At 76.2% G+C, this 24,646-nt stretch carries 8 protein-coding genes; 1 reads left to right on the top strand and 7 read right to left on the bottom strand.

Annotated features, from left to right (window positions below; all coding sequences use genetic code 11):
* Window positions 1–104 precede the first annotated feature (104 nt).
* The 6 genes from HS99_RS29480 to asnB form a co-directional block, all read right to left on the bottom strand.
* Window positions 105–4,586 (bottom strand): type I polyketide synthase, encoded by a 4,482-nt coding sequence (locus tag HS99_RS29480; RefSeq protein ID WP_037829422.1) that lies wholly within the window; start codon window positions 4,584–4,586, stop codon window positions 105–107.
* A gap of 78 nt (window positions 4,587–4,664) precedes the next feature.
* Window positions 4,665–5,402, bottom strand: a complete 738-nt coding sequence (locus tag HS99_RS29485) for an aspartyl/asparaginyl beta-hydroxylase domain-containing protein (RefSeq protein ID WP_050366955.1) — start codon at window positions 5,400–5,402, stop codon at window positions 4,665–4,667.
* 4 nt (window positions 5,403–5,406) lie between these two features.
* Window positions 5,407–11,853, bottom strand: a complete 6,447-nt coding sequence (locus HS99_RS29490) for a non-ribosomal peptide synthetase (protein ID WP_030550823.1) — start codon at window positions 11,851–11,853, stop codon at window positions 5,407–5,409.
* Window positions 11,850–13,595 (bottom strand): non-ribosomal peptide synthetase, encoded by a 1,746-nt coding sequence (locus HS99_RS29495; RefSeq protein ID WP_030550821.1) that lies wholly within the window; start codon window positions 13,593–13,595, stop codon window positions 11,850–11,852. The genes HS99_RS29490 and HS99_RS29495 overlap by 4 nt, the downstream gene beginning before the upstream one ends.
* Window positions 13,592–14,335: an aspartate/glutamate racemase family protein gene (locus HS99_RS29500; protein ID WP_046386497.1), complete on the bottom strand. Its 744-nt coding sequence runs from the start codon at window positions 14,333–14,335 to the stop codon at window positions 13,592–13,594. The genes HS99_RS29495 and HS99_RS29500 overlap by 4 nt, the downstream gene beginning before the upstream one ends.
* Window positions 14,332–16,215: an asparagine synthase (glutamine-hydrolyzing) gene (gene asnB, locus HS99_RS29505; protein ID WP_030283653.1), complete on the bottom strand. Its 1,884-nt coding sequence runs from the start codon at window positions 16,213–16,215 to the stop codon at window positions 14,332–14,334. Before asnB ends, HS99_RS29500 begins: the two co-directional genes overlap by 4 nt.
* Before the next feature lie 299 nt (window positions 16,216–16,514).
* Between asnB and HS99_RS29510 the strand changes: the two genes are divergently transcribed.
* Complete coding sequence (locus HS99_RS29510; protein WP_078656509.1) at window positions 16,515–17,321, top strand: thioesterase II family protein; 807 nt, start codon at window positions 16,515–16,517, stop codon at window positions 17,319–17,321.
* A gap of 74 nt (window positions 17,322–17,395) precedes the next feature.
* On the opposite strand, the gene HS99_RS29515 is transcribed toward HS99_RS29510, so the two are convergent.
* Window positions 17,396–24,580: a non-ribosomal peptide synthetase gene (locus HS99_RS29515; protein ID WP_051835465.1), complete on the bottom strand. Its 7,185-nt coding sequence runs from the start codon at window positions 24,578–24,580 to the stop codon at window positions 17,396–17,398.
* Window positions 24,581–24,646 lie beyond the last annotated feature (66 nt).

Below are 24,646 nucleotides of genomic sequence, written 5' to 3' on the forward strand. Positions count from 1 at the left end.
GCCGGCGCGGCCCCGGGCGCGCGCCTCGAAGGCGGCGCGCTGCTCGGGGGTGAGCCGGGCGAGGCGGTCCTCGCGGCCCCGGGGGTTGCGGCCTGCGGGGTTGGTCACTGCTGCTCCAGTTCGGCGATGATGCGGTCTTCGATCTCGACGGCGAGGTCGGCGATGCGGCCGCCCTCGAAGAAGAGCCGGGCGGGGACGTCGACCCCGAACTCGGCCCGCAGCCGGGCCGCGACCTGGGCGGCCAGCAGCGAGTGGCCGCCGAGCTCCAGGAAGTCGTCCTCCACCCCGACCCGGTCGAGGCCGAGCAGTTCGGCGTAGATCTCGGCCAGGCGCTCCTCGGTCGCGGTGGCCGGGGCGGTGTACGGGGTGGCGAGCTCGGGGCGCGGCAGGGCGGCCGTCCGGGGCAGGTCGGCGGCCGGGGCGGTGGAGGTGCGCAGTGTGCCGTCGGTGATCCCGGCGCCGACCCGGGCCACCACGGCCCGGCCGGCCGGGCCGTCGAGCAGCGCGGCGAAGGCGCGGGCACCCTGCTCGGGGGTGAGCGCGCCGGCCAGCATCTCGGCCTGGAAGGCCCGCAGGGCCTCCGGGACCTCGGCCTGGCTGGCCATGCCGACCCGGGCCCACATGTCCCAGTCGACGGCCACCGCGAACCGCTCGCCGCGCGCGGCCTCGGCCTCCGCGACGGCGGCCAGGTAGGCGTTGGCGGCCGCGTAGTCGGACTGGCCGTAGGTCGGGATCAGGGTGGCGAGCGAGGAGCAGAGCACCAGCACCTCGGCCTCGCCGGGCCGCAGCGCGGCCAGCAGGTGGCGCAGGCCGGCGGTCTTCGGGGCGAGCACCGCGCGCATGCTGTCGTCGGAGCGCAGCTCCACCGAGCCGCCGCCGGGCACACCGGCCGCGTGGATCACGCCGTCGATCCGTCCGAAGGCCGACCGGGCCTGCTCCAGCGCCCGGTCGAGCGATTCGGCGTCGGTGACGTCGGCGCGCACCGCCAGCACCTCGGCGCCGACCCCGCGCAGTCCGGCCAGGGCGGTCTCGGCGGCCTCGCCGCCGGTCCCGCGGCCGAGCAGGACGAGCCGGGCGACCCCGGCACCGGCCAGGTAGCGGGCCAGGGTCAGGCCGATCCCGCCGAGGCCGCCGGTGATCAGCCAGGTGCTGTCGGCGCGCACCCGGGCCGGGGCCGCGGGGACGGGCCGCTCGGCGCGCTCGACCGTGCGGGAGAGCAGGGCGCCGTCGCGCAGGGCGAGCAGCGGGGCGGGACCGGTGAGCACGGCGCGCACCACCGCGGTGGCGGCCGCCTCGTCCAGAGCGGCCCCGGCGGCGAGGTCGACCTGGGTGCAGCGCAGGTTGCGGTACTCCTCGCCGAACACCTGGACCGGGCCGCTGAGCAGGGCCGCGGCGGGCCGGGGCCGCTCGCCGGGGGCGGCCGGGAAGGCCCCGGCGGTCACCACGCCGAGCCGCACCTCGTGCACCACGCTCTCGGCGGACATCGCCCGGGCGAGGCGGACCAGGCCGAAGTAGCCGTCGGTCTCGTCCGCGGTCTCGTCGAGCCCCCAGGCGTACAGGACGGCGGTGGGCGTGCGGACCAGGGCGCGCAGGTCGGCGAGCAGCTTGGCGTACTGGGCCGGGTCGGCCGGGTCGAGTTCGTAGACGCCCCGGCGCACCCGGCGGTACCCGGTGCCGGGCTGGACGGTGGTGACGATCTGGCCGCGCGCGGTCAGCAGGTCGACCAGCGGCTGGGCGGCGCCGGCCCGGTCCAGCAGGACCAGCCAGGTCTGCCGGCGCCCGCTCAGCGGGTCCTCCCCGGCCGGGCCGGTCAGCGGGTGCCAGCCGATGGTGGCGTGCACCGCGTCGGGATCCGAGGCGGGCAGCGCGGTGGCGGGCGCCCGTCCGGGGACGGTGGGCTCGATCCAGTGCGGCAGCCGCTCGAAGGGGTAGCCGGGCAGGTCGGCGGGGCGGGCCGCGGCGTCGAGCGGCTCCCAGTCGACCGGGGCGCCGTGCGTCCACAGGCTGCCGAGGGCGAGCACGGCGCTGCCGGGCTCGTCCTCGGGGCCGCGGCGGCCGCGGGTGGGCAGTGGCGGCTGGGCGAGCCGCGGTGCGGCGGTGCCGTCGGCGGCCGAGCGGGCCAGGTCGGTCAGGACGCTGCCGGGGCCGGTCTCCACCAGCACCATCCGCTCGTCGAGCGCGGCCAGGCGGGTGAGTCCGTCGTGGAACCGGACCGGGGAGAGCATCTGGCGGGTCCAGTACCCGGGATCGGTGGCCTGCTCCGGGGTGATCCAGTCGCCGGTGAGGTTGGAGAGGAACGGCACGGTGGGCTCGCGCAGCGTCACCTTGGCCAGTTCGGCGGCGAACCGCTCGGCGGCCGGGGCGCACAGGGCGCTGTGGAAGGCCCGGTCCACCGGCAGGGCGAGGGCGCGCAGGCCGCGCTCGCCGAGTTCGGCGGCGGCGCGCTCGGCGGCCCCGGGAGTGCCGGACAGCACGGCGGCGGCCGGGCCGTTGACGGCGGCGAGGTCCAGGCCGTGCCGGGCGGCGAGGTCGGCGGCGGCCGCCTCGTCCAGCGGGACGGCCAGCATCGCGCCGGGCGCGGTGGCCTCCATCAGCCGGCCGCGGGCGGCGACCAGGGCGAGCGCCTCGGGCAGGTCGAGGACGCCGGAGAGCAACGCGGCGGTGTACTCGCCGAGGCTGTGGCCGAGCAGGGCGGCCGGGCGGACGCCCCAGTGCCGCCACAGGGCGGCCAGGGCGTGCCCGACCGCGAGGACGGCCGGCTGGGTGACGGAGCTGCGGCGCAGCTGCTCGGCGTCGCCGCTGCGGAGCAGTTCGACCAGGTCGAGGCCCAGGTGCGGGCGCAGCAGCTCGGAGGCCTCGTCCAGGGCGGTGCGGAACACCGGGTGCGCCGCGTGCAGGCCGAGGGCCATGCCCGGGTACTGGGCGCCCTGGCCGGGCAGCAGGAAGGCGACGGGCGCGGCGCCCTGCCCGGCGCGGGCCCGGACGGACTCCCGGCGGCCGCCCCCGCGCAGCGCGGCGATCGCGTCGGCGGTGTCGCGGGCGACCACGACCCGGCGCTGGACCAGTCGGCGGCGGCCGGTGCGCAGGGTGCGGGCGACGTCCGCGAGCGGGCGGTCCGGGTGGGCGGCGAGGTCCTCGGCGAGCCGCTCGGCGGCGGCGTCCAGGGCGGTGCCGGTGCGGGCGGACAGCGGCAGGGCGACCGGGACGGCGGTCGGTCCGGCGGCCTCCCGGGCGGCGGCCGCGGGGGCCTGCTCCAGGATCACGTGGGCGTTGGTGCCGCCGATGCCGAAGGCGCTGACGGCGGCCCGGCGCGGGCCCTCGGAGACCGGCCAGTCGGTGAGGTCGGCGGGGACGAAGAACGGGCTGTCGGCCAGGCCGAGTCCAGGATTGACGGATTCGGCGTGCAGGCTGGCCGGGATCCGGCCGTTGCGGACGGCCAGGACGGCCTTGATCAGGCCGGTGACGCCCGCGGCGGTGTCCAGGTGGCCGAGGTTGGACTTGACCGAGCCGAGGCCGCACCAGCCGGTGGCCGAGCGCAGCTCGGCGTCCTGTTCGGCGCGGAAGGCGGCGGTGAGCGCCTCGACCTCGATCGGGTCGCCGATCGGGGTGCCGGTGCCGTGCGCCTCGACGTAGCCGATGGTGTCCGGCGCGACGCCCGCGACGGACAGCGCCTCGCGGATCACCGCGGTCTGCCCGGCCACCCCGGGAGCGGTGTAACCCGCCTTGTTGGCGCCGTCGTTGTTGACGGCCGAGCCGAGGATGACGGCGTGCACCCGGTCGCCGTCGGCGAGCGCGTCGGCGAGGCGCTTGAGCACCACGACGCCCGCGCCGTTGCCGAAGACCGTGCCGGCCGCCTCGGCACCGAAGGGCCGGCAGTGCCCGTCCGGGGACTCGATGCCGCCGGGCACCGGCAGGTAGCCGGAGCGGTGCGGCACGGTGACGGTGACGCCGCCGGCCAGGGCGAGGTCGCACTCTTCGGAGAGCAGGCTCTGCACCGCGAGGTGCACCGCCACCAGCGAGGTCGAGCAGGCGGTCTGCACGCTGACCGCCGGCCCGCGCAGGTTGAGCTTGTACGCGGCCCGGGCGGCCAGCTGGTCGGGCTGGTTGCCCTGGAAGAGCATCGGCACGCCGAGTGAGTCCCGCAGGTCGGTGCGCGGCAGCAGGTTGTGGATCAGGTAGGTGCTCAGCAGCGATCCGGCGTAGACCGCGACCGGCCCGCGCGCCCGGTCGGGGTCGCAGCCCGCGTCCTCCAGGGCCGCCCAGGCGCACTCCAGGAAGATCCGCTGCTGGGGGTCGATGACCGAGGCTTCCAGCGCGTTGTAGCCGAACAGCTGGGAGTCGAAGCCGGCGACGTCCGACAGCACGCCCTTGGCGGCCACGTACCCGGGCTTGCCCGACTCCTCGTCCGGCACTCCGTCGGCCCGCAGCTCCTCCGGGCCGAAGCGGCTGATCGCCTCGGTGCCGGCGGCCAGCAGCTCCCACAGCGCGTCGACGGAATCGGCTCCGGGGAAGCGGCCCGCGAGGCCGACGACGGCGACCCGGCCGTCGGTCTCGGCCGCGTCGGGAAGGACCGGCTGTGCGTTCAAGGTGTTCTCCGTGGTGTGGTGGGCTCCGCGCGCGGCGGGGCGGGCAGGACCGGGGGCGACCGGGTACGGGGCCGGGGCTCAGACCGCCATCAGGTAGCGCTGGAAGCGGGGCATGAGGATCTCCAGGGCCCGGACCTCGACGGGCGTCAGCTCGGGGTGCCAGACGTCCCAGAGCAGGACGGCGCGCTGCTGGGTGCCCTTGTTCCACGCCTCGTGGATGAAGCTGTCGTCGAAGAGGATGACCTTGCCCTCCTCCCAGCCGCGCTCGTCGTCGGCGACCTTGATGGCGCAGCCGGGCGGGACGATCAGCGGCAGGTGCGCGGTGAGCAGCAGGTTCACGCCGCCGGTGTGCGGGGTGATGTGCACGCCGGGGTTGAGGATGGTGAACATGCCGTCGCGCGGGCCGTGCGGGGTCGCGGACACGGCGGCGTGGGTCTCGGGGCAGCGCTCGCGGACCTCGTCGCGCCACTCCCCGTTGCGGTAGAGCTGGTAGGTGTCCCAGCCCTGCCAGCCGAGCTCCTTGGTGTACAGGTCCTCGTACGGGGCGAAGCGGGCCTGTTCCTCGCGCAGCGCCAGGAACTCCGCCTTGATCGCCTCGTACGACTCCTCCACCCGTGCCACCCACGGCAGTTCGGCGGTGTCGTGCCAGGGCAGGGCGCTGATCCCGGGGAAGAACAGCCGGGTCGGTTCCTGGTCCTCGTGCAGGTACTCGGGAGCCTGCTCCCCGGTGAGGATGCGCAGGCACTCCTCGACCCGCTCCAGCCCCTCGGTGCCGAGGGCGCCGTGCAGCTCCATCATCACGCTCTGGACGTCCATGGTTTCAGTCCCTCCCTGTCGGTGTGTACTGGTCGGCGGTGTCCGCCCCCTCGGCCCGGTCGCGGGCCTCGCGGCGGGCCCTGGCCCGGGCGCGGACGGCGTTCTGCCGCCGTTCGCCGCGCGGTTCGGCGGCTGCGGCCGGGGTCCGGTCGCCCGTGCTGCCGGTGCCGTCGGTGAGGCCGGCCGCGAACTCGGCGATGGTCGGCCGGCCGAAGACGTCGACCAGCCGGACCGGCCGGTTGAGCCGGCGGGCCAGCTCCAGCTGGAGCCGGGCGGCCAGCAGCGAGTCGCCGCCGGCTTCGAAGAAGTTGGTGTGCCGGCCCACCGGGCCGCCGCCCAGCAACTGTTGCCAGGCGTCGGCGACGAGCTGTTCGACGCCGGCCAGCGGGGTGGCGTCGGTGGGCCGCGCGGCGGCCCCGGGGAGCGGCAGCCGGGCCCGGTCCCGCTTGTTGGTGCGGGTCCTGGGCAGGGCGTCCAGCAGCATCACGGTGTCCGGCACCACCGCGGCGGGCAGCCGTTCGGCGAGGTGGGTCCGCAGGTCGGCGCCGGTGACCCCGGGCGCGGCGACCGCGTAGCCCACCAGCCGTCGGGCCGGACCCTCGCCGTGCGCGGCGGCCGCGGCCTCGCGCACCCCGGGGTGCAGCTCCAGCAGGGCTTCGATCTCCTCCAGCTCGATCCGGTTGCCGCGGATCTTGAGCTGGCTTCCGATCCGGCCGGTGAACGCCAGTTCGCCGTCCGGCAGCCGGCGGCCGAGGTCCCCGGTGCGGTACAGCCGGCCGCCGTCCTCCCAGGGGTCGGCGACGTACGCCCGGGCGCTCTCCTCGGGGCGGCGGTGGTAGGAGCCGGCCAGCAGGTCGCTGCGCAGGTGGATCTCGCCGACCACCCCGACCGGGCAGAGCCGGCCGCGGTGGTCCAGGACGACCGCCTCGCGGCCCGGGATGGGCAGGCCGATCGGCACCCCGGTGGGGAACTCCTCGCCCGGCGCCAGCTCGCGGTGGGTCGCCAGCACGCACTCGGTGGGCCCGTACAGGTTGTGCAGCCGGGGCCGGTCGGGGCGGTGCGCCCAGGTGGCGGCCAGGGCCACCGGGAGCACCTCGCCGGCCATCAGGACGTGTTCCAGGTCGGGCAGTCGCGTCCCGGTCGCGTCCAGTGCCTCGGTGACCAGCTGGAAGAAGGCCGGGACGGTCTGGATCTGGGTGATCCGCTCGGCCCTCAGCCACTCGGCCACCGCGAGCGGGTCGCGGCGCAGTCCGTCCGGCGGCAGGCAGAGCACCGCCCCCGAGCAGAGCGCGGCGAACACCTCGGTGTAGGCGGCGTCGTATGTGAACGGCGCCCACTGGGCGATCCGGCTGTCCGGCCGGATGCCGAAGCGTTCGCGCTGCCAGTCGGCGAACTGGGCGAGCGCGGCGTGCGGCAGGGCGATGCCCTTGGGGGTGCCGGTGGAACCGGAGGTGTAGACCAGGCAGAGCGGGTCGCCGGGGGCCGCGGGGGAGGCGACCGGGGCGGGGCCGGCGGGGGCTCCGGTGTCCGGCGGGCACGGGTCGAGGGTCTCGACCGGGACGCCGGCGAAGTCCCCGCCGTCCCCGCGCAGCCCGGGGCGGCGGGCGAGCGCCGTCTCGGCGGCCAGCAGGCAGACCGGTTCCGCGTCGGCCAGCAGGGTCGTCAGCCGGGCGTCCGGGTCGGCCGGGTCGAGCACCGCGAAGGCGGCGCCGGTCTTGGCCACGCCGAGGATCGCGGCGGTCTGCACCGGACCGGCGGGCAGCAGCACCGAGACGAACCGGCCGGGTCCGGCGCCGTGCGCCAGCAGCCGGGTCGCGACGGCGTCGCTCCAGGCGTCCAGCTGTCGGTAGTCGACCGTCAGGCCGTAGGCGCGGATCGCGGGGGCGTCCGGGTGGGCGGCCGCCCGGGCCCGGAACAGCTCGGCGACCGACCGGGCGTACTCGGCGCGCACCCGGCCGGCCGGGCGGCCCGGAGCGGGGGCGGGCAGTCCCGGGTCGGCGAGCTCGACCGCGTCCAGCGGGGCGTCGGGCGCGGCCAGGGCGGCCCGCAGCAGGGTGTCGAAGTGCCGGGCGAACCGGGTGGCGAAGTCCGGGCCGAAGCGGTCGGCGGCGTACTCCAGCCCGCCGTCGATCCGGTCGGCGTGCTCGTCCAGGGCCAGCGTGAGGTCGTACTTGGCGGTGCCGGTGGGCAGTTGCCGCAGCACGCCGGTGGCCCCGCCCAGCCGGACCGCGGTCGGCGGCGCGGCCTGGAACACCAGTGAGGCCTGCGCCAGACTGGGCCGGCCCGGCTCGCGGGGCAGTCCGAGGCCGGCCACCAGCCGGTCGAAGGCGACCAGCGGACGGCCCAGGTCGGCCGCCAGCGCTCCGCCGGTGCGGGCGACCAGCTCGGCGAAGGAGGGTGTGCCGGACAGGTCCACCCGCACCGGCAGGGTGTTCACCAGGGAGCCGACCAGCGGCTCCAGTTCGGGCCGGTCCCGGTTGGCCGCGGGGACCCCGACGACCACGTCGTCGCTGCCCGCGTAGCGGCCCAGCAGGGCCGCGTACACCGTGAGCAGCAGGGTGAACGGCGTGGTGCGAAGGCGCGCCGCGCCCTCGCGCAGCCCGGCCGTCACCGCCGGTGCCAGCGCGACCGGAAGGGTCGCGCCGGAACCGGCCGGGCGGGTCAGCGCGGGCACGTCGGTGGGCAGGTTTAGCACCCCGGGGTGCCCGTCGAGCCGCTCCAGCCAGTACGCCAGCTGCTGCTGACGCTCCGTCACAGCTTCCTTGGCGGCGAGGTCGGCCGCGTGGTCGGCGAAGCCCAGCTCCAGGGCGGGCGGCGGTTCGGCCAGGCCGAGGCGCGCGGCGTAGAGCGCGGCCAGCTCGCGCACGGCCACCCCGATGGACCAGCCGTCCACCGCGAGGTGGTGCGCGGTGCACAGCAGCACCGAGCGCTCCGGCCCGGTCCGGACCAGGGTGAGCCGCAGCAGGGGTCCGGCGGCCAGGTCGAAGGGCCGGACCGCCTCGGCACGGGCGAGCGCGGGCACCTCCCCGGGCGTCGCATCCAGGACGGCGAGGGCCGGTGCGGCGGTCGGCGCCAGCAGCAGGACGGGGCCCTCCTCGCGCAGGTCGCACCGGGCGGCCAGCACCGGGTGGCGCGCCACCAGGTCGGCGAAGGCGCCCTGGAGGGCGTCTCGGTCCACCGGACCGGTCAGCTCCAGCTCGGCCGGCAGGTGGTAGGCGGGCGATTCCGGGTCGAGCCGGTGCAGCAGCCACAGCTGTCGTTGCTGGTCGGTCATCGGGACAGTGTCGGGTGCGGGGCGGGCGGTGCGGCCGGCCGGGGCGGCCGCAGCGGCGGCCGCCGGGGTACGGGCCAGTGCGGCCGGGGTGGGGTCGGTGTAGAACTCGGCGAGCGAGGGCGCGCCGCCGAACCGGGCCCGGACCCGGCCGAGCAGGCGGCTGGCGGCGATGGAGTTGCCGCCCGCGGCGAAGAAGTCGTCGGCGGTGCCCACCCGTTCGGCCGGCAGGCCCAGCACCTCCGCCCAGAGCGCGACGGCGGCCCGCTCGGCCGCGGTGACCGGCTCGGTCCGCTGTGCGGCGGCGAACTCCCCGACCCGGCGCAGCAGTTCGGGCCGGTCCACCTTGCCGCTGGTGTTCAGCGGCAGTGCGGGCAGCACGGCGATCGTGCCGGGCACGGCGGCCGCGGGCAGCCGCTCGCGCAGGTGGCGGCGCAGCGACTCGGGCAGGCCGTCGTCCTTGGCCCGGACGGTGACGAAGGCGACCAGCCGGGGGCCGGCCGGCTGCTGCCGGTCCACGACCACGGCCGCCTGGCGGACCGCGGGGTGGGCGGTCAGCAGGGACTCCACCTCGCCGACCTCGATCCGGTGGCCGAGGATCTTGACCTGCTGGTCGGCCCGGCCGAGCACCAGGATCCGGCCGTCCGGAAGGTGCCGCGCCAGGTCGCCGGTGCGGTAGACGGTGCCGCCGGCCGGGTCCACCGGGTCGGGCACGAAGGCGGCGGCGGTGAGCTCGGGGCGGTTGCGGTACCCGGCGGTCACGCCGGCCCCGCCGATCACCAGCTCGCCGACGGCGCCGCGCGGCACCGGGCGCAGCCGCCGGTCGAGTACGTAGCAGACCGTGCGCGCGACCGGGCGGCCGACCGTGACGGGCTCGCCGGAGCGAACCCGTCCGACGGTGGACCAGATGGTGGTCTCGGTGGGCCCGTACAGGTTCCACAGCTCGGCGCAGCGGGTCAGCAGCCGTTCGGCGAGGTCGCCGTCCAGGGCCTCGCCACCGCACAGCGCCCGCAGGCCGGGCCGCCCCGGCCAGCCGCCGTCCAGCAGTCCGCGCCAGAGCGAGGGAGTGGCCTGCATCACGGTGGCGCCGCTGCTCTCCAGCAGGGCGCCGAGCGCCTCGGCGTCCCGGACGCTCGCGCGCGGGGCGACCACGACCCGGCCGCCGGCCAGCAGCGGGGCGAACAGTTCCAGGACCGATATGTCGAAGGTGATCGAGGTGACGGCGAGCAGGGTGTCCTCGGGACCGAGGCCCGGCTCGGCGGAGACCACGCTGTGCAGCAGGTTGGCCACGCAGCCGTGCGGGACCGCGACGCCCTTGGGCAGCCCGGTGGAGCCCGAGGTGTACATCAGGTAGGCGAGGTCCTCGGGGGCCGGGCCGGGCGGCGGGGCCGCGGACGGCTCCGGTCCGTCGGCCAGCAGCGCGGCCGGGTCGGCGGCGGGCAGGCCCGGCACGCCGTCGCCGATCAGCAGCCGGGCGCCGCTGTCGGTGAGCACGTGCTCGGCGCGCGCGGCGGGCATGGCCCCGTCCAGCGGGACGAGGGCGGCCCCGGCCCGCCAGATGCCGACGATCAGCGGCACCAGCGCGGCGTCGCGGTCCACTCGCAGGGCCACCCGGTCGCCGGGCAGCACGCCGTGACGGGTGGTCAGCCGGTGGGCGACCCGGTCGGCGGCCGCGTCGGCGCCGGCCCGGGTGAAGGCGGCGCCGGGGGACTCGACGGCCGGGGCGGTGCCGTCCCGCCGGGCGAGCTCTGCCAGTGCCGCGGGGACGGTGGCCCAGGCGCGCCCGCCGTCCGGTGCCCGGTTGAACTCCGTCAGGACCTGGTAGCGGCGCGGCTCGGAGAGCACCGGCAGTTCGGTCAGCGGCCGGTCCGGGTCGGCGACGGCGGCTTCCAGCAGGCACAGCAGCGAGTCCGCGAAGTCGGCCGCCGTCTCCGGGGCGAGCAGCGCGGTGCGGTACTCCAGGGTGGCGTCCAGTGCGCCCGAGGGGCGCGGCCGGAGGAAGAAGGTCAGGTCGTACTTGGCGGTGCCGCTGTGCGAGGGTGCGGGGGTGGTCCGGACGCCGGGCAGCTCCAGGGTGGTGGTGGGGCCGCTGTGGAAGGAGTACATCAGCTGGAACAGCGGGGTCCGTCCGCCGGCGGCCCGGCCGAGGCGCTCCACCACCAGGTCGAAGGGGGTGTCCCGGTGCCGGAGGTCGGCCTTCAGCTGCTGCCGCGTGCGGGCCAGGGCCTGCCGGAAGCCGGGTTCGCCGCCGAGGTCGGTGCGGTGGGCCACGATGTTGAGCAGCGGGCCGACCACGCCCCCCAGGGCGGTCCGGTTGCGGGTCGCCACCGGCATGCCGACCACCACGTCGTCCTGGCCGGTCCAGCGGGCGGCGGTGGCGCAGAAGGCGGTCAGCAGCACCGTGGACAGGCTGGCGAGTTCGGCCCGGCCGAAGGCACTGAGCCGGGCCGCCAGTTCGGCGGGGACGGTGAAGTGGTGCAGTGCCCCGGCGACCGGGTCGCCGCCCAGACCGGGGTCGGTGGGCAGGTCGGCGGTGGGCAGTTCCCCGGCGAGCCGGGACGTCCAGTGGTCGAGCCCGCCGCCGTCACCGGCCTCGGCGCGCTGCCAGGCGGCGTAGTCGCCGAAGTCGGGGCCGCCGGCCGGGGCGGGGGCCCCGGTGCCGGGCTCGGCGGCGTAGCAGGCGCCGAGGGATTCCAGGAAGACGCCGAAGCCCCAGGCGTCGACCACGATGTGGTGGGCGGTGAACAGCAGCAGCGAGCGGTCCTCGCCCAGCCGGAACAGGTGGGTCCGCATGAGCGGGGGGCGGTCGAGGTCGAAGGGCACGGCCACGGCGCGGGCGACCAGCTCCGCGAGCCGCTCCGCCCGCTCGGGCTCGGGCACCCCGGTCAGGTCGACGGTCTCGACGGTGGGTCGGACGCGTTCGGCGAACAGCTGCCAGGGTTCGCCGGCGCCGTCGGGGGCGACGGAGCAGCGCATCATCTCGTGCCGCCGCGCGACCTCGGCGAGCGCCCGCTCCAGGGCGGCCGGGTCCAGCGGGCCGTTGACGTGGAAGGCGGCGCTCTCGTTGTGCAGGGCGGTGCCGGGCAGGACCTGCTCGGCCCGCCAGATGGAGCGCTGGGCGTACGAGAGCGGGGCGCGGCCGCGGTCGGCGCGCAGCGGCAGGGAGGTGTCGCGGCTCACCGGCGCTCACCGTCCGGGCGGGCTCCGTCGCGGCTGGCGGCGACGGCCGCGGCCAGCCCGGCGACGGTGGGGGCGCCGACGTAGACCCGCAACGGCACCTCGACGCCGAAGCGGGTGCGCAGTCCGTCCAGCAGCCGGGCGATGCCCAGCGAGTCCCCGCCGAGCAGGGCGAAGTCGTCGTGCCGGCCGACGCTGGGAACGTGCAGCAGCTCGCGCCAGAGCTCGGCGATCCCGGCCTCCAGGCCCTCCAGCGGCTGTTCGCCGGTGTGGCCGGCCCGGGCGGCGGCGGGGCTGGGCAGCGCCCGTCGGTCGGCCTTGCCGCTGAGGGTGCGCGGGATGGCGGAGAGCCGCAGGTACAGGGCGGGCCGGGCGAGGGCGGGCAGGGTCTCGGCGGCGTGACCACGCAGTTCCTCGTCGGTGACGCCCTCGGCGACCAGGTAGGCGCACAGCACCGGCTCGCCGTCAGTCTCCTCGACCAAGGCGGCGCAGACGTCGGCGACGCCGGGGTGGCGGCGCAGCCCGTCCTCGATCTCGCCGAGTTCGACCCGGGCGCCGTGTACCTTGACCTGCTGGTCGCGGCGGCCGAGGACCTCCAGGGCGCCGTCGGCGCGCAGCCGGCCGAGGTCGCCGGTGCGGTAGCGGTCCGGCCCGGCGAAGCCGCCGGGGGTGCCGCCCAGGTAGCCGCGCAGCGGGAACGGGGTGCGGATCTCGATCTCGCCGATCGCCTCCGTGACGGGGCGTCCGGCGACCAGCACGCGGACCTCGACCCCGGGCATCGGGCAGCCGGCCGGGACGGTCTCGGCCTCGGCGTCCTCGGCGGTGAGCCGGCGGAAGACCTTGGTCATGGTGGTCTCGGACGGGCCGTAGAGGTTGACCAGCTCCTTGTCGGCCCCGAACAGGCCGCGCCACCAGGTGATGTCGGCGGGGCGGACCGGCTCGCCGGCCAGCAGGGCGGCGCGCAGCCGGGGCAGGGAGCCGGCGGTGAGCCCGGCGGCGCGCAGGGTGCGGAACACGGTGGGGACGCAGTGCAGCAGCTCGATCCGCTGCTCGGTCAGCCAGTCGCCGAGGGCCGCGCCGACCGGAACCGCACCGGGCGAGGGGACGACGGCGGTGCCGCCGGCGCAGAGCGGGACGAGGGCGTCGCGCAGGAAGGCGTCGAAGCCGGGGGAGGTGAGCATGGAGACCCGGGTGCCGGGCGCGATGCCGAACTCGGCGATCTCCCAGTCCAGGAAGTGGGCGACGGCCTCGAAGCTGCCCAGGATGCCCTTGGGACGGCCGGTGGTGCCCGAGGTGAAGTAGACGTATCCGGCGTCGGGGCCGTCGAGGCCGCGCCAGTGGTCGGCTGTCCACGGCAGGCCGGTGACGGACTCGGTCTCCAGCAGGGGCAGTTCGCCCTGTCCGGCGGCGGCCAGGGCGGCGCGCCCGGCGGCGTCGGCGAGTACGGTGCCCGGCCGCAGGTCCGCCAGCAGGGCGGTCCAGCGCGCGGCGGGCTGACGGGTGTCGACCGGGGCGAACGCGCGGCCGGTGGCGGCGCAGGCGAGGATCGCGGCGACCACCGGGACGGGGTCGGCACAGGCCACCAGGACGGGGCCGGTGCCCTCGGCGAGCCGGGCCCGCAGGCCGGTGGCCAGCTCGGCCAGTTCGCGGTGGCTCCAGTCCCGCCCGGCGGTGGCGAGGGCGGGTTCGGCGGCTCGGTGCTCGACCTGGTCGGCCCAGCGGTCGAGGATGCTCGTGTGGCTCACAACTCTCCGTTCATGATCCGGCGGGCCACGACCGTCAGCGGGTCGAGGGAGGGCAGTTCCCCGCCCAGACCGGAGTCCTCGATCGCCCTGGTGACCAGGTGCAGTTCGGTGCAGGCGGCGACGAAGGCCCGCACGCCGTAGCGGGGCAGGGTCTCGCGCAGGAAGTCGATGGTGCGGGCGGGGTCCTCACCGCGCTTGAGGCGGTGGATGCGCTCGTGCAGCGCGTCCTGGTCCGCCGGGTGCAGCGCGACCAGCCGTTCGGCGGCGCGGGCGCCGGCCGGGCCGGAGGTGAGCAGGCCGGCCCGGGCGGTGCCGGAGGAGCAGAGCAGCAGGTGCGGTTCGGTGGCCGCGGCCAGTTCCTCGTGCACCACGTCGACCAGGGAGACGCAGCGCTCCGCGAGTTCGGCGGGCAGGTCGCCGAGCACGTGGTGGGCGGTGATGCAGGCGATCACGGTGCGCTCCGCGCCGGCCGCCAGCAGGCCGCGCAGCGAGGTCTCCACGGCGCGGCGCAGTGCGTCGAGTTCACCGCTGCCGATGGCCTCGGTGCGGTCCACCACGGCGGGGTCGGACCACAGCAGCAGCCGGGGGGTGTCCTGCTCGGGCTGGAGCCGGCAGGCCCGGTAGACGGTGCGCAGCAGTTCGGTGGAGGCCAGCGGCCCCATGCCGCCGAGCACGCCGATCAGCGGGTGTTCCGGGCGGTCGCCGGGGGCGGCGGGCGGCGCGGTGGCGGTGAGGGTCATCCCAGGCACGGCAGGTCGAACTCCTCGACGAAGAGGGCGAAGGTCGCGACGAGCATCAGGTAGTCGGTGTCCAGGTGGGCGTGCACCTGGCGGCCGTCGGTGCGCTGGCGCGCGGTCAGGGCGGCGACGGTGTCCGGGTCGAAGTAGCCCTGGCGGCGGACGGTCGCGGGGGAGATCAGCTCCTCGAACCAGTCGGCGCCGGTGTTCAGCAGGTGGCTGCTGGTCTGGCCGCGGAAGCCGTACTTCTGCCGGCCGAGCACCTCGGCGGGGACGAGCCCCTCGGCCGCCCGGCGCAGGACGGCCTTCTCCCGGCCGTGGGCGAGCATCAGCTCCGGCGGGACCGTGGTGGCGTGGTCGACCACGGCGTTCGCCAGGAAGGGGAAGCGCAGTTCGACGCCGTTGGCCAGGGCCATCCGGTCGCCGTGATCGCCGAGCAGGTGGTCGGCGAGCCGCAGGTGGTAGTCGAGGTAGGAGCGCTGGTGCAGTGGGTGGCGCCCGGCCAGCCGCTCGGGGTCGACCAGGCGCTGGCTGGTGACGGAGAACTCGTCCAGCGCGTGGGCCAGGTCCTCGGCGTACAGCTCGCGGCGGAACTCCTGGGCGGGCAGCTGGTCCTGTTCGTAGGCGAGGTCGACACCCCACATCCGGTGCCGGAACTCCCGTTCCAGGGAGGCGTCCAGCCCGGTGAGCCGGCTGCCGCCGAGGCCGGTGGCGTCGAAGCGGTAGCCGGGGTAGCCGCCGAACAGCTCGTCGGCGCCCTCGCCGCTGAGCGCGCCGACCGTCCCGGCGGCGCGCACGGCCTCGGACAGCGCGAGCGAGCAGACGTTGTACGACTCGCGGACGGGGGCCTCGGCGTGCCGCACCATCGCGGCGATCCGCTCGGCGACCTCGTGCTCGCCGACCGGCACCTCGTGGTGGTCGGTTCCGAGCTTGCCCGCGACCAGCCGCTGGTGCGGGCCCTCGTCGAAGTCCCGGCCGGGGAAGGTGACCGAGAAGCTGGGCCACGCGTGGCCGGGCCGGGCCCGGGACATCAGGGCGCCGATCAGGCTGGAGTCGAGGCCACCGCTGAGGTACGTGCCGATCGGCACGTCGGCGACCAGCCGGCTGCGGACGGCGGTGTCGAGCAGCCCGACGGTGCTGTCGGCGAACCGGTCCAGCTCCCGGTCCAGGTCCGCGGGGGCCACCGGGGCGAGGTCGGCGGCGAGCGGGAAGTCGAGGTCCCAGTACCGCTCGGTGCGCACTCCGGTGCAGTCGGCGATCAGCCGTTCCCCGGGGCGCAGCGCACTGATGCCCTCGAACATGGTGCGGGGGCTGACCAGCCCGGGCAGGGTCAGCACCTGGTCGAGGCCGCGCAGGTCGACCCGGGTGCGCACGGCGGGGTGGCGCAGGATCGCCTTGACCTCGGAGGCGAAGATCAGCAGGCCGTCGGTGACGGTGTAGAAGAGCGGGACGATGCCGGCGCGGTCCCGGGCGAGCAGCAGCCGCCGCTCGGCGGCGTCGTGCAGGGCGAAGCCGAACTGGCCGTCCAGATGGGCGGTCAGCTCCTTGCCGTACTCCCGGTAGAGGTGGAGCAGCACCTCGGTGTCGTTCTCGGTGCGGAAGCGGTGTCCGCGGCGGCCCAGCGCGGTGCGCAGCTCGCGGTGGTTGTAGATCTCGCCGTTGCAGACCGAGACGAGCGTCCCGTCCTCGGTGCGGTGCGGCTGGTTGCCGTGGGCGAGGTCGTTCAGGGCCAGCCGGCGGAAGCCGAGGGCGATGCCGTCCGCGGTGTGGTGGCCGTCGTCGTCGGGCCCCCGGTGCACCAGGCAGGCCGTCATCGCGGCGACCGCCTCGGCGTCGGCCGGGCGACCACCGCCCAGGACGAATACGCCGGTTATTCCGCACATTGTGTCCGCCCTCTCCCGTGGATGTTCGCAGGTTTCGTCGGAAATATTTCCGGAAATATCCGGGAGAAGCCCGGACGGATAGCACCGTAACAGAGTCGGATGGCCCGGGAAAGAGCGAGATTTCACCGTGTGAATCGACTGTTTCCGGGCACTGAAAATTCCCGCCACGGCCGGATCGATAATCTCCGGGACATGTCGGATGCCGGGCTGGACCTATCTGAAAATCAGCGCATAAAGTCTTCCCGGAGGCCTGGTCCTCAGGCTTCTTCGAATTGACCGGGAACGAAAGAGAAGAATTGATGACCGGATGGCCCGCCGTATTGCCCGACGAGGTGGCCCGATGGACGCCGTGGCACCGTGATGCCGAGCCGGACGGGGGGTCCGGGTCCGTACGCGTCTACTGCCTGCCGCACGCCGGCGGCTCCGCCAGCGCCTACCTCCCCTGGGCCCGGGACACCGGCCAGCCGGACCTGACGGTGGTCCCGGTGGAACTGCCCGGCCGCGGCACCCGCCTCGCCGAGCCGCCGGCGGCCGGCATGGACGAGGTCGTCGACGGCGTGCTCGCCGTGCTGGCGAGCCGTCCGGCCGACGAGCCGTTCATCCTCCTCGGCCACAGCATGGGCTCGCGGATCGTCTACGAGACGACCCGCCGGCTCGCCGCCGACGGGCGGCCGCTGCCGCTGTCCCTGGTGGTCTCGGGCGGCCGGGCGCCCGGCACGCCGGACGTGGCCCAGCTCCACGACCTCACCGACGACGACCTCCTGGAGCGCCTCGTCGAGCTGGGCGGGACCCCGGCCGAGGTCCTGGAGTTCCAGGACCTGATGCGGATGGTGCTTCCGGTGCTCCGGGCGGACGTCACACTGCTGGCCGAGTACAACGAGCGGATCCGGCCGACCGTGCTGCCCTGCCCGGTACTGGCGCTCGGCGGCTCGGACGACCTGATGGCCGGCCCGGAGTGGATCACCGGCTGGCGCTGCACCACGGCGGCGCGCTTCCGCCACCGCATCCTGCCGGGCGACCACTTCTTCCTGCACCAGCAGCGGAGCGAGGTGCTCGCGGAGCTCGCGGCGGAGGCCCGGGCGGGCCTGGAGGCCCAGGGAGCCTGACCCCCGCCGGCCAGCCCCCCGCGGAGCCGGCCGGCAAACGGCGGTTCGTCCGGAACACTCCGGACGGATCGCCGTCACCGGGCCCCGTCGGCCCGCCGGAGGGCGGCCGCGACGACCCGGGCGATCTCGTCGATCGGTCCGGCGCTGGCGAGGTCCAGGTGCCGGGCGGCGACCGGATGGTCCAGCACCGGCCCGCTGGTGTGGGCCCGCCAGGTGGCCACCGTCTCCTCCGGCCGGTTGTCGGCGGAGGCGGTGAAGACCACCACCGGCGCGTCCAGCACCCCCGGCGTCCAGCCGGTCATCAGCCCGGCGTGGTAGCGGCAGGAGTCGAGGAAGACCGCCAGCTGCTCCTCGTCGCGCGGCGCGGCCTCGCGCAGCGCGACGGCGAGCCGGTCGAGCAGCTCCGAGGGCTTCGGCCGCCAGCGGTTCGCCAGCACGGCGGCCACCTCCTCGTCGGGCGCGCCGATCGTGGTCAGCAGCTCGGCCAGCACGACGGTGTCGTCCACCTCCCCGGCGTCCGCCGGGGCCGGCAGGCTGTCGAGCAGCGCCACCAGGTCGACCTCCTCGCCCTCCTCGCGCAGCAGGACGCCGATCTGGTGGGCGACCAGCCCACCGAACGACCAGCCGAGCAGCCGGTACGGTCCGTGCGGCCGGACGGCCCGGATCCGCTCCAGGTACTCCCGCGCCAGCCCGTCCATGGTCGCGGGCCGCGGCCCGCCGCCGACCGGGCCGATGCCCTGGAAGGCGTGGACCGGTTGGTCCGGGTCGAGGCCGCGCAGCAGGCCGAGGAAGCCGAGGCCGTCGCCGGTCACCGGGTGGATGCAGAACAGCGGCGGCCGGTCGCCGGTGCCCCGCAGGGCCAGCAGCGGCTCGAAGGCCGCCTCGGCGGCTCCGGGCGGCGGCCCGGCCAGCCGCTCGGCCAGCGCCGCGGGGGTCGGCGCCTCGAACAGCGCCCGGACGGGCAGTTCGGTGCCGAACTCCGCGTGGATCCGCTCGACCAGCCGGATCAGCAGCAGGGAGTGGCCGCCGAGCAGGAAGAAGTCGTCCTCCGGACCCACCTGCGGTACGTCGAGCAGCTCCGCGAACAGCGCGACCAGGGTGCGCTCGGCCGGCGTCCGCGGCTCCCGGGCCCGGCTCTCCACGTGGGTCTGCGGTTCGGGCAGCCGCCGGCGGTCCAGCTTGCCGTTGACGCTCACCGGGAGCGCGCCGAGCGTCACGTAGGCGGTCGGCACCATGAACTCGGGCAGGTGGCTGCGCAGATGGGCGCGCAGCGCGGCGGCCGTGGGCGGCTGCGCCGACGGGGCCGGGACCACGTAGGCGACCACCCGGACGGCGCCGGCCCGGTCCTCGCGGACGGCGACCGCGCAGGCCGAGACCGCCGGGTGCTCGCCCAGCCGGGCCTCGATCTCGCCGAGCTCGATCCGGTAGCCGCGCACCTTCACCTGGCCGTCCACCCGGCCCAGGTACTCCACCGCGCCGTCGCGACGGCGACGGGCCAGGTCGCCGGTGCGGTACATCCGGGCGCCCGGAGCGCCGTGCGGGTCGGCGACGAAGCGCTCGGCGGTGAGCGCCGGACGGCCGAGGTAGCCGTACGCGAGCTGCTCGCCGGACAGGTAGAGCTCGCCCGGCACGCCCGGCGGCACCGGGTTCAGGGCGGCGTCCAGCACGTAGGCGCCGGTGTTCCAGACCGGCCGCCCGATCGGCACCGGACGCGGCTGCTCGTCCGCCGGGCCGCACTCCCAGGCGGTCACCTCGACGGAGGCCTCGGTCGGTCCGTACAGGTTGGCCAGCCGGACGCCCGGGAGCACCTGCCGGAACCGGCGCACGGTGGCCGCCGAGAGCGCCTCGCCGCTGGCCACCACCAGGCGCAGCCCGGCGTGGTCGGCGGCCTGCGGATGCTGCAGGAACGCGTCCAGCATGGACGGCACGAACTGGGCGACGGTGACGTTCCGGCGGCGGATCAGGTCCGCCAGGTAGGCCGGGTCGCGGTGCCCGTCCGGCTTGGCCACCACCAGGGTGGCGCCGGCGACCAGCGGCCAGAAGAACTCCCAGACCGAGACGTCGAAGCTGGACGAGGTCTTCTGCAGCACCGCGTCGGCGGCCGTCAGCCGGTACTCCTCCTGGCCCCAGCGCAGCCGGTTGACGATGCCCCGGTGCGGGACCAGCACGCCCTTGGGGCGGCCGGTGGAGCCGGAGGTGTAGATGACGTACGCCGGGTCCTCGGGGCCCGGTGCGGTCAGGGTGACGCCGCCGGGCGTCGGCAGGTCCTCCGGGGACAGGCACGGCACGCCGTCGGCGGGGCCGAGCAGCGCGAGCTGTTCGGGGGCGGCGACCACGGCGGCCGGGCGGGCGTCCGCCAGCATGAAGGCGAGCCGGTCGGCCGGGTAGTCGGGGTCGAGCGGGAGATAGGCACCGCCGGCCCGGTGGACGGCGCACAGCGCCACCACGAGCTCCACCGACCGGGGCACGGCCACCGCGACCAGGGTGCCCGGGCGGACGCCCACGGCGGCGAGCCGGTGGGCCATCGCCTCGATCCGGCGGTCGAGTTCGGCCGGGTCGAGCTCCTCGCCCTCGAAGACCAGCGCCGGGGTGCCGGACGGGGCGGCGAGGCGCTCCCGCACCAGCGCGGCCAGCGTGGTCGGCGCCAGCGCCCGCCGCTCGCCGACGGAGCCGGCCAGCAGGCCGGGCAGCTCGCCCTCCGCGGCCAGGTCCAGGCGGCCGATCGGCCGCTCCGGGTCGGCTGCCGCCGCGCCGAGCAGCCGCGCCAGGTGGCGGGCGATCGCCTCGACGGTGGTCCGGTCGAACAGGTCGGTGCGGTACTCGATCGCGCCGCTCAGCTCGCCGTCCGGTCCGGTGGGCGCCCCGAGGGTGACGGTGAGGTCGAACTTGGCCGGCGCCGGACCGGCGGCGAGCAACTCGCTCTCCAGGCCCGGGATGTCCACGGCGGGAGCGGCCTGGTCCATCACCAGGGCGACCTGGAACAGCGGGTGGCGGCCGGGGGAGCGCTCGGGGTTGACCAGTTCGACGATCCGCTCGAACGGCAGGTCCTGGTGGGCGTAGGCGGCCAGGTCGGCGTCCCGGACCCGGAGCAGCAGTTCGCGGAAGCCCGGGTCGCCGTCGGTGTCGGTGCGCAGCACCAGGGTGTTGACGAAGAAGCCGACCAGGTCGTCGAGGGCCTCGTCGGTGCGGCCGGCGATCGGGGCGCCGATCGGGATGTCGGTGCCCGCGCCGAGGCGGGTGAGCAGCGCCGCGAGACCGGCCTGAACGGCCATGAAGAGGCTGGCGCCGTGCGCCCGGGCGAGCGCCGCCAGGGCCCGGTGGTCCTCGGCGGCCAGCCGCAGCGGGACGTGGCCGGCCTGCGGACCGGTCTCGGCGGTGCGGCGCCGGTCCACGGGCAGGGCGATCTCCTCGGGCAGGCCGGCCAGGGCCTCGCTCCAGTACTGCCACTGGCGGGCGGCCGGGCTGGCCGGGTCCCGGTCGTCTCCGAGGAGGGCGAGCTGCCACTGGGTGTAGTCGGCGTACTGGACGGGCAGGTCGGGCCACTCGGGCGCCCGGCCGGCCGACCGGGCCCGGTAGGCGGTGCCCAGGTCGCGGGCGAGCGGGCCCAGCGACCAGCCGTCGCAGGCGATGTGGTGGACCGTCAGCAGCAGGACGTGTCGGTCGGGCGCGAGGGCGAGGAGGTCGGCGCGCAGCGGCGGCTCGGCGGCGAGGTCGAAGGGCCGGGCGGCGGCGGTGCGCAGCGCCTCGGCCAGCTCATCCTCGCTCATCCGGGTGGCGTCGACACGGCGCAGCAGCGGGGGCAGCCGGTCCGGGTCGTGGACCAGCTGCCGGGGGCCCTGCGCGTCGGCGGGGAACACGGTGCGCAGGGCCTCGTGGCGGACCGCGCAGTCGCGCAGGGCCTCGGCGAGCGCGTCGTCGTCGAGGTCGCCGCGCAGGTGCAGGGCGAGCGGAATGTGGTAGGCGTCGCTCAGCGGGTCCAGCTGCTGCAGGAACCAGAGCCGGCGCTGGGCGTGCGAGAGCGGGATCCGCTCGGGCCGGGCGGCGGCGGCCAGCACGGGGCGACACCGGTCGGTGTCCACGAGGCGGGCCAGTCCGGCGGCGGTGGGGCTCTCGAAGACCGCTCGGATGGGCAGTTCGGCGCCCAGGGCGGTGCGCACCCGGCTGACCAGCCGGGTGGCCAGCAGCGAGTGGCCGCCGAGCGCGAAGAAGTCGTCGTCGGGGCCGACCGCGGGGACGCCGAGGACCTCGGCGAGCAGCGCGCAGAGCGCGGCCTCGCGGGCGTCCCGGGGAGCCCGGGACGGGCCGGTGGCGGCGCGCAGCCCGGGCTCGGGAAGGGCCGAACCGTCCAGCTTGCCGCTGGAGTTGAGCGGCAGCCGGTCGAGTACGGCGTACGCCGCCGGGATCATGTAGTCGGGCAGCCGGCCCGCCAGCAGTTCGCGCACCTCGGCGAGGTCGGGGGCGTTGCCGTCCTCGGTCACCAGGTAGGCGGCCAGGTAGCGTTCCTCGGCGCTGTCGCCGCGGGCCAGGACGGCGGCCTGGAGGACGGCGGGGTGGCGCAGCAGCACCGCCTCGACCTCGCCGGGCTCGATCCGGAAGCCGCGGATCTTGATCTGCCCGTCGGCCCGGCCGAGGTACTCCACCTGGCCGTCGCGGCGCATCCGGGCGAGGTCGCCGGTGCGGTACATCCGGGCCCCGGGCGGGCCGTACGGGTCGGCGACGAAGCGCTCGGCGGTCAGGCCGGGGCGGCGCAGGTAGCCACGGGCCAGGTGCGGCCCGGACAGGTACAGCTCGCCGGGCACGCCGAGCGGGACGGGGCGCAGCCGCTCGTCCAGCACCTGGGCGCGGGTGTTGTCGAGGGGGCGGCCGATGACCGGGGTCGCGCTGTCCGTCAGGTCGCAGGCGAGCGCGTCGACGGTGCACTCGGTCGGTCCGTAGTAGTTGAACACCGCGACGTCGGGCAGGGCGGAGAGCTCGGTCCACAGCGCCGGGCCGACGGCCTCGCCGCCGAGCATCAGCACCGTCGGCCGGTGCTCGCCCTCGGCGAACAGACCGGCCGCGGTGAGCGCCGGGACGTAGGTCGGGGTGAGGTCGAGGAAGTCCAGGCGCTCGCGGCGGACGTAGTCGACCAGGGCCTGGGGGTCGAGCCGGACCTCGTCGCTCAGCAGGTGCAGCGGGTGGCCCTCCAGCAGCCAGAACAGCGGCTCCCAGGCGGTGTCGAAGGTGATCGAGGCGACCAGGCCGAGCTGGAGGCGCCGGCCTCCGGGGCCGCCGGACGGCCGGACCATCCGGGTGCGGTGGTGCTGCATCAGGCTGCTGAGGCCGCCGTGCGGGATCACCACGCCCTTGGGGACGCCGGTCGACCCGGAGGTGTGGATGACGTAGGCCGGGTCGAGCGGGCCGGTGGGGCCGGTGCGGTCGGCGTCGGTCAGGTCGCCGCCGGGGTGGGCGGCGACGGCGGCGCGGACCTCGGGCTCGTCCAGGAGCAGGACGGGCGCGGCGGCCGGCAGCCGCCCGGCGTCCGCGACGGTGGCCAGCACGCAGACCGGGTCGGCGTCCGCGAGGACGGCGGCCAGCCGCTCGCGCGGCGAGGCGGGGCTGACCGGGACGTAGGCGGCGCCCGACTTGAGCACGGCGAGCAGGGCGATCAGCAGGTCGGTGGTGCGCGGCAGCGCCAGCACGACGTACCTCTCGGGGCCGGCCCCGCGCCGCACGAGCTCCCGGGCGAGCCGGTTGGCCCGCTCGTTGACCTCGGCGAAGGTGAGCCGGCCGTCCTCCGCGACGAGGGCGGTGACCTCGCCCTCCAGCGCGGCGCGCTGCTCGAAGGCGGTGTGGTAGGTGACGGTGGAGGCGGGCAGGGCGGGCCCGGCGGCGCGTTCCAGGAGGTCCAGCCGGTCGTCGGCGGAGAGCAGGTCGTGGGCGCCGATCGGCTGGTCCGGGTCGGCGGCGACCGCGGCGAGCAGCCGGCCGAGCCGGACGGTCAGGGCCTCGGCGCCGGTCCGGGTGAACAGGTCGGTGCTGTACTCGACGAAGCAGCCGAGACCGGCGGGGGCGCCGTCGGCGTCGTGCAGCTCCCGGACGTTGAAGGACAGGTCGAACTTGGCGCCGCCCGGGCCCGCCTCGGCGATCTCGGTCTCGATGCCGGGCAGGGCGAGGCTCGCCTCGGGGGTGTTCTGGAAGGCCAGCATGACCTGGAACAGCGGGTGCCAGGCCAGCGACCGGTGCGGATTGAGCGCGGTGATCAGCCGCTCGAAGGGGAACTCCTGGTGGGCGAAGCCCTGGAGGTCGGTGCGGCGCACCCGCTTGAGCAGCTCGCGGAAGGTCGGGTCGCCGGAGGTGTCCAGGCGCAGGACCAGCGGGTTGACGAAATAGCCGACGACCTCGTCGTAGCGCTCGTCGGTGCGCCCGGCGATCGGGCTGGCGATCGGGATGTCCGTACCGGCCCCGGAGCGGGTCAGTGTGGCGGCCAGTGCGGCCTGGAGCACCATGAACATGCTGACCCGGCAGGAGCGGGACAGGGCGAGCAGCTCGCGGTGCAGCTCGGCCGGGAGGTCCCAGGGGAAGAACTCGCCCCGGTGCGACATCGCGGCCGGCCGCGGGTGGTCGGTGGGCAGTTCCAGGAAGTCCGGCAGGCCCGCCAGGGCCTCGCGCCAGTAGGCGAGCTGGCGGCCGCCGCTGCTCTGCGGGTCGTCCAGGTCGCCGAGGTTCGCGTGCTGGCGCACGGCGTACTCGGCGTACGTGGCGGGCAGCGGGGACCAGATCGGTGCCCGGCCCTGCCGCCGGGCCAGGTACGCGGTGCTGAGGTCGCGGGCCAGCGGGGCCATCGACCAGCCGTCACCGGCGATGTGGTGCAGCACCATCTGGACCACGTGCTCGCGCGGGCCGAGCGAGAACAGCCGCACCCGCAGCGGCACTTCCGACTCCAGGTCGAAGACGTGCCCGGACTCGGCCCCGATCAGGGCGGGCAGCTCCGCCTCGGTGGTGGGCACCACGGTGAGCACCGGGGGCACCTCGGCCATCGGCAGCACGTGCTGGCGCGGCACGCCGTCCCGCTCGGGGAACACGGTGCGCAGGGCCGCGTGCCGTTCCAGCACGTCGTCCAGCGCGGCCCGGAGCGCCTCGTGGTCGACCTCGCCGGTCAGCCGCAGGGCCACCGGGACGTTGTACGAGGCGTCCCCGCCCTGGAGACGGTCGTTGAACCAGAGCGCCAACTGCGCGTACGACAGCGGTGTTTCCGCGGGCAGGCTGTGTTCGCCCAGCACAGGGCTTCCCTCCAGGTCAATCCGTCCCGCGGGCCTGGTGGGCCGGGTGGGACGGACGGTGGTTGT

This window comes from Kitasatospora aureofaciens (assembly GCF_001188955.3).
Lineage (GTDB): Bacteria > Actinomycetota > Actinomycetes > Streptomycetales > Streptomycetaceae > Kitasatospora > Kitasatospora aureofaciens.